Origin of the sequence: Pseudomonas sp. TWR1-1-3, from assembly GCF_049896805.1 — a bacterium.
GTDB classification, from domain to species: domain Bacteria; phylum Pseudomonadota; class Gammaproteobacteria; order Pseudomonadales; family Pseudomonadaceae; genus Aquipseudomonas; species Aquipseudomonas bubulae.
Genome location: NZ_JAFCUZ010000002.1, coordinates 675,744 through 689,029, shown reverse-complemented (window position 1 = coordinate 689,029; position 13,286 = coordinate 675,744). Strand labels below are relative to the sequence as shown.

Annotated in this window: 10 protein-coding genes and 1 pseudogene; 2 read left to right on the top strand and 9 right to left on the bottom strand. The window is 62.3% G+C overall.

Annotated elements, in window-relative coordinates:
* Positions 1–65: 65 nt before the first annotated feature.
* The 6 genes and pseudogenes from ACP7BE_RS10670 to ACP7BE_RS10645 form a co-directional block, all read right to left on the bottom strand.
* Positions 66–1,364, bottom strand: a complete 1,299-nt coding sequence (locus ACP7BE_RS10670) for a carbohydrate porin (protein WP_095001509.1) — start codon at positions 1,362–1,364, stop codon at positions 66–68.
* Between the two features lie 930 nt (positions 1,365–2,294).
* The gene (locus ACP7BE_RS10665; RefSeq protein ID WP_426105794.1) at positions 2,295–3,806 is read right to left on the bottom strand and encodes a PLP-dependent aminotransferase family protein; all 1,512 of its coding nucleotides are present in this window, start codon (positions 3,804–3,806) and stop codon (positions 2,295–2,297) included.
* 14 nt (positions 3,807–3,820) lie between these two features.
* Positions 3,821–5,215: an efflux transporter outer membrane subunit gene (locus tag ACP7BE_RS10660; protein ID WP_095025439.1), complete on the bottom strand. Its 1,395-nt coding sequence runs from the start codon at positions 5,213–5,215 to the stop codon at positions 3,821–3,823.
* 2 nt (positions 5,216–5,217) lie between these two features.
* Complete coding sequence (locus tag ACP7BE_RS10655; RefSeq protein WP_426105792.1) at positions 5,218–6,423, bottom strand: DHA2 family efflux MFS transporter permease subunit; 1,206 nt, start codon at positions 6,421–6,423, stop codon at positions 5,218–5,220.
* A gap of 76 nt (positions 6,424–6,499) precedes the next feature.
* Positions 6,500–6,706: pseudogene (locus tag ACP7BE_RS10650) on the bottom strand (MFS transporter); the annotation flags it as partial.
* Positions 6,707–6,800: 94 nt separating this feature from the next.
* Positions 6,801–7,883, bottom strand: a complete 1,083-nt coding sequence (locus tag ACP7BE_RS10645) for an HlyD family secretion protein (protein WP_095001504.1) — start codon at positions 7,881–7,883, stop codon at positions 6,801–6,803.
* A 107-nt stretch (positions 7,884–7,990) separates the two neighbouring features.
* Here ACP7BE_RS10645 and ACP7BE_RS10640 point away from each other — a divergent pair, with 107 nt between their 5' ends.
* Complete coding sequence (locus tag ACP7BE_RS10640; RefSeq protein ID WP_095001503.1) at positions 7,991–8,686, top strand: CerR family C-terminal domain-containing protein; 696 nt, start codon at positions 7,991–7,993, stop codon at positions 8,684–8,686.
* An 84-nt stretch (positions 8,687–8,770) separates the two neighbouring features.
* Here ACP7BE_RS10640 and ACP7BE_RS10635 read toward each other — a convergent pair whose 3' ends face one another.
* From ACP7BE_RS10635 to tauA, 3 genes are read right to left on the bottom strand one after another with little or no spacing between them, the layout of a single operon-like run.
* Positions 8,771–9,640, bottom strand: a complete 870-nt coding sequence (locus ACP7BE_RS10635) for an ABC transporter permease subunit (RefSeq protein ID WP_095020356.1) — start codon at positions 9,638–9,640, stop codon at positions 8,771–8,773.
* Positions 9,640–10,476 (bottom strand): taurine ABC transporter ATP-binding protein, encoded by an 837-nt coding sequence (locus ACP7BE_RS10630; RefSeq protein ID WP_095001501.1) that lies wholly within the window; start codon positions 10,474–10,476, stop codon positions 9,640–9,642. The genes ACP7BE_RS10635 and ACP7BE_RS10630 overlap by 1 nt, the downstream gene beginning before the upstream one ends.
* Positions 10,477–10,519: 43 nt before the next feature.
* Positions 10,520–11,518: a taurine ABC transporter substrate-binding protein gene (tauA, locus tag ACP7BE_RS10625; RefSeq protein WP_426105789.1), complete on the bottom strand. Its 999-nt coding sequence runs from the start codon at positions 11,516–11,518 to the stop codon at positions 10,520–10,522.
* A 184-nt stretch (positions 11,519–11,702) separates the two neighbouring features.
* Here tauA and ACP7BE_RS10620 point away from each other — a divergent pair, with 184 nt between their 5' ends.
* Entirely contained in the window at positions 11,703–13,220 is a 1,518-nt protein-coding gene (locus ACP7BE_RS10620; RefSeq protein WP_426105787.1) for a PLP-dependent aminotransferase family protein, read from the top strand.
* The last annotated feature ends 66 nt before the right edge of the window (positions 13,221–13,286 follow it).

Sequence of the window (13,286 nt, the reverse complement as noted above, 5' to 3'; positions counted from 1 at the left end):
ATTAGCACCTGGGCCTGCGCTGCAAAGGGCCAGGTGACGGGTATATACGGCTGGGGGCTGGCGCTTTAAAACAGGAAGTTCAGCGATTCCTGGAGCAACAGGGCATCGGAATGGATCGGCGTGAATACCGGGTTCTTGGTGTAGGTCAGACCGCTGATCAAATACACGCCGGGGATCAGGCGGGCCGCATAGGAAGCGGTTACCGCCAGGGTGTAGGGCGCCGCTTCCATGCCATAGCTCCTGGTCACGTCGCGCAGATCCTTGCTGTAGTAGCTCTTGGTCAGGCCTACGGCGGCCATGTCGGCAGGGCGGCTGGCGAACGGGCCGACATTGAAGGCACTGACCTGGAATGCCTTGTTGATGGCGTTGACCGAGTCAGGCGAGTAATCGAGTTTGCTGTCCAGATACCAGCCGCGGGCATCGCCGTAGGGCTTGGTCACCTGCACCGTCTCGGCCAGGTATACGCCGTAGTTGTTGTCCGACTTTTCACCGGTGGTGAACTCGGTGTAATGGCTGGTGTTGTACATGGCCCCTGCGCGCAGCCACATGGCGTTGGAACTGGCCGACGGCGCCTGCTTGTAGCCGAACTCATTGATCAGCATGGCGCGGGCATCCGGCACCTTGAGGCGCAATCCGCTGGGGTTGAGGTCGACATCCTTCTGGATGCCTTCGGGGCTGACGCTGCGGGTCAGCGCGGTGCTGTTGTAGAAGCGCAGCGACGGGTCACGCACGATCACGTTGACGGTTGGGGTCGGCTCGGTAGCCGACATGCCGACCTGAAATGGCACCACGCTGCTTGGCCCCAGGGCGGCGGTCGAGGCACTGCCCCCCAGCGCCATGCCATAGAACAGGCGCACGCCGGGTATGAAGCCGTATTCCAGTTCCAGCTGGTGATTGAAAAAGGACTGGTTGATGGCAAATACCGAGACGGTTTTGACCCGCGGGTTGGCCGGGGTGTAGGTCGAGTCCACCCAGTTGCCGGCCAGTGTCAGCTGCGCGTCATTGGCAAAACCGATGCGGGTCAGATCGTATGTCAGGTACAGGTTGAGCGACGTGTTGTAGCTGGGGTTCTGGCCGTTATACACCTGCTTTTTCGCGTTGTTGCCCAATACGTCATAGGTGTAACCGTTATACGAGGTGGCGGTAAAACCGATGCCATGCTCGGCCAGCTCCTTGCGCAGCCCCCACAGGTCAGGCTTGATCCGCGCGCAAATAGGCACGTTCTTGAATGCCAGTTCGGCGCGGGTCAGCAGCTTTTCATACTGGGCACATTCGGGGGCAGCGGACGTGTCGGCTGCCAGCGCATGCTGGGTAAAAGCGAAGGCGGCAAGGCTGACGGCTAACGGATACTTTGCGTAAAACATAGTGAGAGTTTCCCATCCTTAACGTTTTGTTTTCAGGACGACGCCAAGTGCTTTGGTGGTCAGCAGTAGTACTGCATATCCGTGACCAGCGAATGGGGCCAGCGGGGACTATCGATAGGGCCAGGGGCTGGTAGTGCGACTACCGTGCGGGAGCCGGGGTTGTGGGAGCCGGGCTTGCCCGCGATGGGGGCACTGCGGTGGGCCAGATGCACCGTGTTGCCTGCATCGCGGGCAAGCCCGCTCCCACAGGAAGAGATGGCCCTGGGGTTGTGGGAGCCGGGCTTGCCCGCGATGGGATCACTGCGGTTTGCCAGATGCAGCGCGTTGCCTGCATCGCGAGCAAGCCCGCTCCCATAGGGAGAGATGGCCCTGGGGTTGTGGGAGCTGGGCTTGGCCGCGATGGGAGCACTGCGGTTTGCCAGATGCAGCGCGTTGCCTGCATCGCGAGCAAGCCCGCTCCCACAGGAAGAGATGGCCCTGGGGTTGTGGGAGCTGGGCTTGGCCGCGATGGGGGCATTGCGGTTTGCCAGATGCACCGTGTTGCCTGCATCGCGAGCAAGCCCGCTCCCACAGGGAGAGATGGCCCTGGGGTTGTGGGAGCCGGGCTTGGCCGCGATGGGGGCACTGCGGTGGGCCAGATGCAGCGCGTTGCCTGCATCGCGAGCAAGCCCGCTCCCATAGGGAGAGATGGCCCTGGGGTTGTGGGAGCCGGGCTTGCCCGCGATGGGATCACTGCGGTTTGCCAGATGCACCGTGTTGCCTGCATCGCGAGCAAGCTCGCTCCCACAGGGATAGATGGCCCTGGGGTTGTGGGAGCCGGGCTTGGCCGCGATGGGGGCACTGCGGTGGGCCAGATGCACCGTGTTGCCTGCATCGCGAGCAAGTCCGCTCCCACAGGGGCAACGCAGGCGCTGTTGTGGGGCAAATGGCTCAGCCGCGCACAACTGCAGGTCGTTTCGCGTGGGCGTTGATCACCAGTCCCAGCTCGCGAATGCCGGGAGCAATCAGCTCCTGGGCGATGGAGCCAAAGCCCAGGCGCAGGCAAGGCCGGGGCAGGGTGTCGGGCTCGACGCAAAACGCACTGCTCGGGTCAAACAGCACGCCCTTGGCCAACCCTGCGTAATACAAGCTCAGCAAGTCGTGCTCGCCGGCCAGCTTGAGCCATAGCGTGGCACCGCCGCTGGGCATGACAAAATCCGCATCCGGCAGCACTTCACGCAATGCGGTGGCCATTGCCCCGGCCCGCAGTTGCAGTTTTTCCCGGGCCTGTTGCAGCAACCGATCGTAGTGGCCTTGTTGAATAAACAGCGCGGCGGTGATCTGGTTGTTGCCCGGGATCTGGCGGATCATCAGCCGTTGCAGCTGGCGCAGTTGCTCGATCACCGGTGCCGGGGCAACGATGTAACCGATGCCCAGCCCCGGGGACAGCAACTTTGACAAACTGCTGAGGTAGATCACTCGCTCCGCCGGGTCGGTGGCCTTGAGCGCTGGCAGGGCGCGGCCGTCGTATTCGGTCTCGGGGTCATCATCGTCTTCGAAGATCACCTGATCGTGCATCTGCGCATGTTCAAGCAAGGCCTGGCGCCGGCCCAGGCTCATGGTCACACCGGTCGGGCACTGGTAGCCGGGTGTGCAATACAGATAGTCGCAGGCTGCCAGTGCCGGGGATATCTGCAATCCGTGTTCGTCGATGGGCAGCGAGACCATGTGCGCGCCATCGTGGGCAAAGGCATTGCGCGGATCGCGAAAGCCCGGTTCCTCGACCCCGACTACGCTGCCGGGGCGGGCAAACAGACGCGCGAGCAGGTAAAAACTTTGCTGGCGGCCCAGGGTCAACAACACTTGATCATGGGTGGCGGCAATTCCGCGGCGCGGCAACACGCGGCGGATCAGTTGATCGATCAGCTGGCTGGCGCCGACGTTCTCGCCTTCCTGCCACCAACGATCCACGGCCTTCAATTCCAGTGCCTGACGGCTGCACTGGCGCCACTGGGTGAGCGGGAATTGCCGGGGATCGAACTGGCCGTAGATAAAGGGGTAGCGCACTTCGCGCCAGGTGGGCGGGCGGTCCATAAACGCCAGCGGGTTGCGCGCCAGGTGCATGCGCGAGGCCCAGTCAGGTGGTTGCGCAGCCTGTTCGGGCAGAGGCCGGGTGGTCTGTGTCGGAGTGATGGCGCCGCATACAAAAAAACCGTCACGGGGCCGCGAATCGACATAACCCTCGGCTACCAGGCGTTCGTAGACCAGTACTGCGGTATTGCGCGAAACCCCGGTCAGCATGGCCAGATCACGGCTCGACGGCAGCCGTGTACCGCCAGGCAAACGCCCGTCGAGCATGGCCGTGACAAACGCGGTGCACAGCTGCACCTGCAGCGGCTCATCGTGCCTGCGCACTTTGGGCAGCAACTGGCGCCACATCAAATCGTGCTGACTGGAGCGCATGGTCTATCCGGAAATCAGGTCGGGGAGCGCCACCCTAACCCAAGACTCTTTTGCAGGGCTATGTAGTCCTTGATCAACTGACCGTCACTGTGAACCCGGTCCTGTTCGGCGCGGTAGCGGGTGCGTTCGGCGTCCAGCCAGTCGAGCACGCTGCTGGTACCGGCGCGGTATCGCTGTTCGGTGAGGGTGGATGCGCGTACGGCGCTGGTTTCGACCCGGCCCAGGGTGCCCCTGCGCTGGCGTTCGTTACCGTAGCGGGCCAGTGCCACATCGGCATCGCGCAGGGCACCGAGCACGCTGCTGCGGTACCTGGCCAGGGCCTCGTCGCGTCCGGCTTCGGCCTGTTTGACCTGGGCCTGCACGCGGCCAAAGTCCAGCCAGTTCCACTGCAGATAGGGGACACCCAGGGCGCTGAGGTTGTCCTTGCGCAACAGATGGCCCGGCGCGCTGGCGCTGAAACTCAGGGAGCCGAACAGGCTGACCCTGGGAAATGCCGCCGCCTTGTGTTCTCCGATCTGCGCGGTGCTGGAAGCCAGCCGGCGTTCTGCAGCGCGGATGTCGGGGCGCTGTTGCAGCAACTGCGCCGGGTCACCGATATTGACCATGGCGGGCAGTGCCGGCAGCGCGGCTTCGGTGCCCAAACGGGTGTCCAGGGCGCCGGGCTCGAGACCGCTGAGCAAGGCCAGTTCGTCGAGGGATTCAATCACTTCCAGCTCCAGGGCGATGGACGCGGCACGGGTGGTTTCGACCTGGGTGGCGATGCGTTCACGGTCCAGTTCCGAGGCGGTTCCCTGGGCCAGGCGCTGCCCGGTAAAGTCCAGCAACTGGCGCTCAAGCTGTTCGGACTGGCGGGCGATGCGCAGCCGCTGTTGCTGGTCGCGCAGGCCGATATAGGCCTGGCCCACTTCAGCGGCCAGTTGCACATGAGCGTCGGCCAGATCCGCCTGTACGGCATCGGCTTCGGCACTGGCTGCTTCTACCGCGCGGCGGCTGGCGCCGAAAATATCCAGCTCCCAGCTGGCATCAAAACCGCTCAGGTACAGGTGGGTGGCGTCGGTCTGGCTGTCACCCGAGCCGGTGTAAAGCGCCGCTGCCGTGGCCGAGCTTTTGGGCATCTGGTTGCTGCGTTTTTCCGCCAGTCCGGCGCGGGCCTGGCGTAACCGCGCGGCGGCCGCTTGCAGGTCGGGGCTGTGGCCCAGTGCACTGTCGATCAACTGGTTGAGCACCGGGTCATTGAGGTCGCGCCACCATTCGGCAACCTGTGCTGTTTGCGCCTGGGTGCCAGCCACCTGACGGGCAAAGTCCCTGTCTTGCAGGTGGCTGTCGGGTGCCGCGTGATAGTCCGGGCCCAAGGTGCAGCCCACCAGCAACAACGGACCCAACAGGCTCAAGGGTTTGCAAGCGATCATGGTCAGTGTCCTGTGTTCAATGGCGTACCGGCAGGCGGTTTTTTTAGAAAGAGGGCGAGGGGCAGACACAAAAGCAAGGCGATGCCGAGCACGTAGAAGGTTTCGCTGTAGGTCAGCACTTGCGCCTGAACCTGGATCTGCCCGGCCAGTTGACCCAGTGCCTGGAGCTGGGCATGGGCGAGATCGCCGTGATCAGCGAAAAAGCCCTGAGCGGACGCTGCAAGCTGAGTGTGAGCTTCGACCGACTGTACGCTTACGGCATCGCGCAAGGTGGCGTCATGGAAGCTGCTGCGCCGTTCGATAAACGTCCCCAGCAGCGCCAGCCCCACCGAGCCGCCGAGGTTGCGCGCCATGTTGTAGATACCCGCAGCCTCACCCGCCTCGTGGGCCGGCACGCAGCTCATGGAGGCCTGATTGAGCGGCATCATCGCCATTACCTGGCCCAGGCCCAGCAGCAGTTGGGTGCGAGTGAAATTCTCGCCCACGCTGTCGGCGGTCAGCCCCATGGCCAACAGGCAACTGCTGGCCAGGCAACCGAGGCCAAGCATGACCATGATGCGGGTATCCACGCGGCCAAGCAGGCGCGGCAAAACAGGCATCATCAAAAACGCCGGCAAACCCGACATCAGCATCACCGCTCCGGATTGCTGAGCGTTGAAACCGGCAATATTGCTCAGAAATTGCGGCAGTACAAAGGCCACGCAATACAGTCCGCAGCCCACCACAAATACAATCGCGATCACGCTGGCAAAGCGCGGATTGAGCAGGAGTTTCAAACGCACAATCGGCGTCTTCGACAGCCTCTGGGCAATCAGCAGCAAGGCGATCCCGGACACCGCCAGCAGGCTCAGGCCGATGATGTGCGAAGACTCGAACCAGCGCTCGCGATTGCCTTCTTCGAGTACCACGGTCATGGCGCTAAGGCCCACGGTCAGGCCGATAATCCCCAGCCAGTCGGCCTTGATAAACGCTTGCCAGTTGCTCGGGCTTTTTTTCAGACCCTGACTGAGCATCACCAGCAGCAAGGCGCACACCGGAATGTTCAGAAAGAAACACCAGCGCCAGCTGAAATTTTCGGTCAGGGTGCCGCCCAATACCGGGCCCAGCAGTGGCCCGAGCAGTACGATCAGGCCGAACATTGTCATGCCGATGGGCATTTGATGGCGCGGTAAGCGGGTGGCCACCAACACCTGCGCCGTGGGAATCATGGCCCCCCCCGGCAAAGCCCTGGCCGAGCCGGCCAATGACCATCTGCGGCAAGGTTTCGCTAATGCCGCACAGGATCGAAAACAGACTGAACAGAATCGCGTTGCCGATCAGGAAATTGCGCAGCCCGAACACCCGTGTCAACCAGGCGGTTAACGGGATCATGACAATTTCAGCCATCAGGTAGCCGGTCGAGATCCATGTGCCTTCGGTGCCAGAGGCGCCAATCTGGCCCTGAATCTGAGGCAGGGCGGCGTTGGTGATGGAGATGTCCAGCGTGGCCATCAACGCGCCCAATGCGCCAGCAAAGACCACAATCCAGTCGCTGGTACTGGCGTTTGCCCGGGGCGGTTGCAGCGCTGCGGATGCAGCAACAGCACTAGCCACGATGGGTGTCGACGTCGACAGTGGCCGACAGCCCCGGCATCCACTCAATGCCTTTATCGGCAGAGGGGTTCAGGCGAATGCGCACCGGCACCCGCTGTACGATCTTGGTGAAGTTGCCGGTGGCGTTGTTGGACGGCAGCAGGGCGAACTGTGAGCCGGTACCGGGCGACAGGCTTTCAACCACACCCTCAAATTTTATCCCCGGCCAGGCATCGATATGCACCGCCACGGTCTGGCCGGGGTGCATGCGCTCGATCTGGGTTTCCTTGAAGTTGGCGGTCAGGTAGACCTCATCGAGGGGCACTATGGTCATCAGGCGCGTTCCGGGTTGCAGGTATTGGCCCACCCGCACCGAGCGGCTGCCGACGCGGCCGGCCAGGGAGCTGTAAACCACGGTGTCCTGTTCATCAAGCTTGCTTTGGCGGGTGCTGGCCTGGGCGCTGGCCAGTTGTGCACGGGCTTGTTCAATGGCGGCGCGCTGGGTGTGCAATTGGCGCTGGGCAACGTTCAGTGCCGCCGCCTGGGCAGCCCGCCTTGCGCTGGCCTGACGCAGGGCGTTGCGCAGCTCGGCCATGCGCTCCTGCGTCTCGGCGCCACTTTCGGCCAGGGGCGCGTAGCGTTTGACCTGTGCGGCGGCGTACTGCTCGTTGGCGCTTTCACCATCCAGCTGCGCCTGCACCTGAGCAATGGACGCGCCCTGCTGCTCAAGCTCGGCTTCGCCCCGGGCAATATCGGCCTCGGCTGCGCGAATGGCCGCTTCGGATTTTTCCCGCGCAGCCTGATAAGTCCGCACATCGAGGCGCACCAGCGGCTGGCCGACGCTGACGGTCTGGTTGTCGCTGACATACACCTCGCTCACCGTGCCTGCGATCTTGGCGGCTACGCTCAGGCTGTCGGCCTGCAGGTAGGCGTCGTTGGTGCTTTCGATAAAACGCCCCACATTCCACCAGTGTGCACCCCATATGGCAGCACCCAGCAGCGCGCCCAGGCCGAGAGCACCCAGCGCCAGGGTTTTACCAGGCTGGCGTTTGGGCCTGATCTTGATCGATGGGTCTAGGGCCTGATGTGCGGTCATGGTGTTCTCAATTGTTATCGGTTGTAACAATTATTACGATCGGTAAAATTATGTCAATCGATATAAATTCAGGCACACTCCCGTCTTCATCGATCAAGGAGAAGCCCATGACCACGATTCACCGGCGCCGACCTGCCAGCGAAGGCGGCTATACGTGTGGGGATGAAACCAGTGCGCGGATTATCGAAGCGGCCCTCAACCTGTTTGGCGAGCGTGGCTACGAGGGCGCTTCGACCCGCGATATCGCCGAATTGGCGGGGGTTAATGCACCGGCGCTCAATTACTACTTCAAGAACAAGGAAGGGGTGTATAGCGCCTGCACCGAGTACATGGTGGAGCGGATCTGGGATTACCTGGCGCCGACCATCGAAGCGGCCCAGGCGCTGCTGGGCACGCGGCCGGACACCGAACAACTGATCGACACCTTCTGCGCCATCCAGAGCAAGATTGCCGAATTCATGCTGGTGTCCAACCGTACCAACAGCTGGCGCAAGTTCTATGCGCGGGAGCAGGCGGGGCTGGGCCCCAGCGCCGGTGAAGAAATGATCAGCCAGCGTATAGGCCAGCGCATTATCGGCGTGACCAGTGGAATCATTTCGCGGCTGATGGGCCCGGATGCCAGTGATGAAGAATGCATCCTGCGCTCCATGACCCTGACCGGGCAGTTACTGCCGTTTCACCTGACCCGCACCAGCTCGCTGAAGTCACTGGGCTGGGACACACTGACGGCCGAGCGTTACGCCATGCTGATGGGCATTGTGCGCGAGCAGACCGTGACCCTGTTGCGCGGATTGGTGCGCTAAGACCTGCAACTGTGGGAGCGAGCCTGCTCGCGAACGCCCTTCGCGAGCAGGCTCGCTCCCACTGGGCCGGCTACGGGTTTTCATTTATCCCCGGCCCTTCCACGGCACCAGTTTGCGCTCCAGCCAGCGCATGCCCAGATCGAACAGCAGGGCCAGCGCTCCGATCACCAGAATGCCCATGATCACCACATCAGTGGCCATGAACTTGGACGCCGTCAGCACCATAAAGCCCAGCCCGGCCGTGGCCGCGACCATTTCGGCGGCCACCAGGGTGGTCCAGCCAAAGCCGATGGCGATGCGCATGCCGGTCAGAATTTCCGGCAGGGCTGCAGGCATGATCACCTGCCTGAGCACTTGCCCGCGGCTGGCGCCCATCGAATAGGCCGCGTGGATCTGCTCAATGGCCACCGACTTGACCCCGGCGCGGGCACTGAGTGCCAGCGGGGCAAACATCGCCAGGTAGATCAGGAGGATTTTTGAGCCTTCACCGATACCCATCCAGATCACCACCAACGGCAGATACGCCAGCGGCGGCAGCGGGCGGTAAAACTCCACCAGCGGGTCGAACACGCCTCGGGCCACCCGATTGACGCCCATCAAAATACCCACCGGGATTGCCGTCAGCACCGCCAGCGCAAACGCGCCAAACACCCGCAGGGCACTCCAGCCGATATGTGTCCACAAGCTGGCATCGGCAAACCCGTCGCGGCTGACATCCACGATCTGCGCCCATACCGCCTGGGGCGAGGGCAAAAACAGCGGCTTGATCCAACCGCCATTGGTGGCGAAAAACCACAAGGCGAACACGACACAAATCGTGCCCAGGCTCAGCCCCATACTGGAGCCGTTGCCCGGTGCGCCATATTGCTCGCCCGGCTTTGCCGGCGCGGCGCGGCGCAGTTCATGGAGGGTGCGCAGCACGGCATTGCGTTGTTTTTCGTCCAAAAGGCTCATTACGCTGCCTCCTCGTCACCGTGGATGATGCTCAGGATCTGCTCGCGCAGGGCGATGAAATCGGGACTGGATTTTACGGCGCGAGCGTCGCGGCACTTGAGAAAGCGCTGGCCGAAATCCACCGAAAACTCGTGGGTGATACGCCCCGGGCGTGGCGACATGATGATCAGTCGGGTGGCCATAAACAGCGCTTCTTCGACGTCATGGGTGATAAAAAACATCATCTTTTGCGTGCGCTGCCAGATCTCCAGGATCAGTTCCTGCAAGCGTTCGCGGGTCAGGGCGTCCAGTGCGCCGAGGGGCTCGTCGAGCAGCAGCATCTTCGGGTCATTGGTCAGGGCGCGGGCAATCCCGACACGTTGCTGCATGCCGCCCGACAGCTGATAAGTGGCGTGATCGCGAAACTCCGCTAACCCGGTCAACTGCAAAAAATGCAGGGCACGTTCTTCGCGTTCGACCTTGGGGATACCGCGCAACTTGAGACCGAAGGCCACGTTGTCGATCACATTCAGCCACGGCAGTAGCGCATGTTTCTGGAACACCACACCGCGTTCTGCGCCGGGGCCGGTGACCTGGTCACGCAGCTCGGCGCCGTCGATGCGCTCGGGCACCTGGCCGTGATAGTCGCCCAGGGTAATTACCCCGCTGCTGGGCTGGATAAACCCGGCCATCAGGTTGAGCAGTGTGGTCTTGCCGCACCCTGAAGCACCCAGGGCGACGACAAAATCACCGGCGGCAATGTCCAGATTGACCCCGGACAGAGCCCTTACCGGCTGACCCTTTTGCTGCCCGGGGTAGAGCACCGACACATCATGAATTTTTAGGCTGAGGGGCATGGCGTGTTCCTCGTCAATTAACTTGATGCCCTATGGGAGCGGGTTATTGGGCGTTTTGCACAAACGTCGGGTTGATCGCCGCGCTGTAGTCAGGCAGCAAGGCCGGGATTTTCTTTTGAGCTTTCAAGAACTCGGCGGTGGCGGCCAGTGCCTTGGCAGCGCCACCGCCCAGCCACGTCGGGCCGGCCTGTTCGCTGGCCAGCGGGAACTGGTACAGCGCCAGCACCGGTGGTACTTCTTCAGGTTTGGCCCCGGACTGCTTGGCCACGTTGATGACCTGCGGCGAGTCGGCGGTCCAGGATTTTGGCGCCTTGACGTAACCCGCGGTGCTGTCTTGCAGCACCTGGGTGAACGCCTGCATGCCGGGGCCGTTGGCGGCAGCGAATTGTTTATCTACCACCAGGCCGTCGAAGGTGGCCTTGCCCCAGTCGGTCAGTTGGCCTGAGGTCAACAGCACATGGCCGCTTTGCTTGAGACGGCCCAGGGCCGGATCCCAGATAAACGCCGCGTCGATATCACCGCGCTCCCAGGCTGCGGGGATATCCGAAGGTTGCAGGTTGATAACCTTGACCTTGCCGGTCAGGCCGAACTGCTCAAGGGCAAACAACGCGTGAAAGTGGGTGGTGGAGACAAAGGGTACGGCGAGGGTTTTGCCGGCCAGGTCCTGTGGCGCGACGATACCGCTGCCATTGCGTACCACCAGCGCCTCGGCATCGGCAATGTTGTCCAGAATCCAGAACAATTGCGCATCCACACCGCGGCTCACGGCGGCGGCAATCGGGCTGCTGCCGGCGACCCCGATCTGCACATCGCCCGAGGCCATGGCCATCATCACGTCGCCGCCGCTGTCGAAGTTGCGCCACTGGATATCCCAGCCGGTGGCTTGCTCGAACTGCTTTTGCGCGATGGCGTCTTTCCAGGGCGCAAACATGCTTTGCACGCCGATGGTCACGGTCTGAGCGTGGGCAGTGGCTACCAGGCTCAGAGCGATAAGGGGCAACAAGACGGTGCGACGGATCCATTTGTTCAGAGGCTTGAGCATGGTGAGACTCCGGGCTGGGGGATGTCTGTGTTTTTGTCAGCCCGATCTTAGGCGCTGGCTCGGCGCTTGCTTTAGATCCAGTTGCTGCAAGCTGTGGTGCCAGAGGTCGTTGCAGGCCTTGTGTGGCAAGGGCTGTAGCGCATCGGGTGCGCCATGACGGGGCGCCGGGCCAGGAGCTTGAACCATGTTGGAGCGTTATTTTCGACCCTTCGAAGCTGGCCGGGGCTTACAGGAGCAACTGCGCGAGAGCTTGCTCAGCGCGATTCTGGACGGTGCCATGCCGCCCGGTGAGCCGATGCCGTCATCGCGCAAGCTATGTGAGCTGCTCAACGTGTCGCGTAATACTGTGGTGCTGGTGTATGAGCAGTTGGTGCAGGATGGTTATCTGATCCCATCGGACCGGCGCGGTTTCTTTATCAACGAGAAGTACCTGCGCCAGCAGCTCAATGTCAGCCTCAAACCCGCCACGCAAAAAATCTTCGAGCGCCCCGACCATGCACCGGACTGGGAGGCGCGCCTGCAAAGCAGTTCGTCGCAGTTGCGGGCCATCGTCAAGCCGCGCAACTGGCGTGAGTATCGCTACCCGTTCATCTATGGTCAGGTCGAGGCGGATGAGCAAACCGCTGCCCGCTGGCGCGACTGTTCGCGCATCGCCAGCACTGGCGCACATATGCGCAGTTGGGTCGATGATCAAGTGATGCTCGACGATCCGTTGTTGGTCGAACAGATTGTCCAGCGTGTGTTGCCCAAACGCGGGATCAGCGTGTCGACGCAGGAAGTGATGATCACCATCGGCACGCAGAATTCGCTGTATATGCTCGCCAGGCTGCTGGGCCGCCCGGGGCTGGTGATGGGGCTGGAGGATCCGGGCTATGTGGACGCGCGCAATATTTTCAGTCTGAGTGGCTGCGCGTTGAAACCGCTGCGCATTGATCGCCAGGGGCTGGTGGTCAATGAGCAACTGGCCGACTGCGAGATGGTGTTTTGCACGCCCAGCCATCAGTCGCCCACTGGCGTGACCATGCCGCTGTACCGACGCCTGGAGCTGATGGCCAGTGCCCGTGAAAATGACTTGTTGATCATTGAGGACGATTACGAAAACGAACAGAATTTTTTGGGCAGCAACCATCCGGCTTTGAAGAGTTTTGATGACAGTGGACGGGTGATCTATCTGGGCAGCTTGACCAAAAGCCTGCTGCCGGGGGTACGGTTGGGATTTATTGCCGCGGATGCCGAGCTGATCCATGAACTGCGGGCGCTGCGCCGTTACATCTACCGGCATCCGCCGTCGAACAACCAGCGTACGTTGGCGCTGTTTTTATCGATGGGCCATTACGATGCCCATGCCCGGCGGTTGCGCGATCGGCTGGCGCGCAAGTGGCGAGTGATCAGCCGGGCCATGGCCGAGCATTTGCCGCAACTCAATGCCAGCGGCATGGCGGGGGGCTCGTCGCTGTGGGTCAGTTGCCCGCCGGATGTGGATGCCTGGGTGTTGCAGCGGCTGGTGGCCAGGCGTGGTGTGTTGATTGAACCGGGGGATATTCATTACTTGAGCGAGCAGCGGCCGCTCAACTGCTTTCGGCTGGGCTTCGGGGCGATTGCCGAAGATCTGATCGAGCCGGGGATTGCGGCGCTGGGTGAAGCGTGGCGCGAGCTGAAAGCCCCTCACCCCAGCCCTCTCCCAGAGGGAGAGGGCGCTTGATGGGGGGTGATCTCGCAGCCGCGTGCGGTCAGTTCTGCCTTTGCTTTTAGTCCCCTCTCCCTCTGG

Bases quoted from the DNA above. Each gene is read 5' to 3' on its own strand.
- ACP7BE_RS10670 (WP_095001509.1), bottom strand. From the start codon at position 1,364: ATGTTTTACGCAAAGTATCCGTTAGCCGTCAGCCTTGCCGCCTTCGCT.
- ACP7BE_RS10665 (WP_426105794.1), bottom strand. From the start codon at position 3,806: ATGCGCTCCAGTCAGCACGATTTGATGTGGCGCCAGTTGCTGCCCAAA.
- ACP7BE_RS10660 (WP_095025439.1), bottom strand. From the start codon at position 5,215: ATGATCGCTTGCAAACCCTTGAGCCTGTTGGGTCCGTTGTTGCTGGTG.
- ACP7BE_RS10655 (WP_426105792.1), bottom strand. From the start codon at position 6,423: ATGATTCCCACGGCGCAGGTGTTGGTGGCCACCCGCTTACCGCGCCAT.
- ACP7BE_RS10645 (WP_095001504.1), bottom strand. From the start codon at position 7,883: ATGACCGCACATCAGGCCCTAGACCCATCGATCAAGATCAGGCCCAAA.
- ACP7BE_RS10640 (WP_095001503.1), top strand. From the start codon at position 7,991: ATGACCACGATTCACCGGCGCCGACCTGCCAGCGAAGGCGGCTATACG.
- ACP7BE_RS10635 (WP_095020356.1), bottom strand. From the start codon at position 9,640: ATGAGCCTTTTGGACGAAAAACAACGCAATGCCGTGCTGCGCACCCTC.
- ACP7BE_RS10630 (WP_095001501.1), bottom strand. From the start codon at position 10,476: ATGCCCCTCAGCCTAAAAATTCATGATGTGTCGGTGCTCTACCCCGGG.
- tauA (WP_426105789.1), bottom strand. From the start codon at position 11,518: ATGCTCAAGCCTCTGAACAAATGGATCCGTCGCACCGTCTTGTTGCCC.
- ACP7BE_RS10620 (WP_426105787.1), top strand. From the start codon at position 11,703: ATGTTGGAGCGTTATTTTCGACCCTTCGAAGCTGGCCGGGGCTTACAG.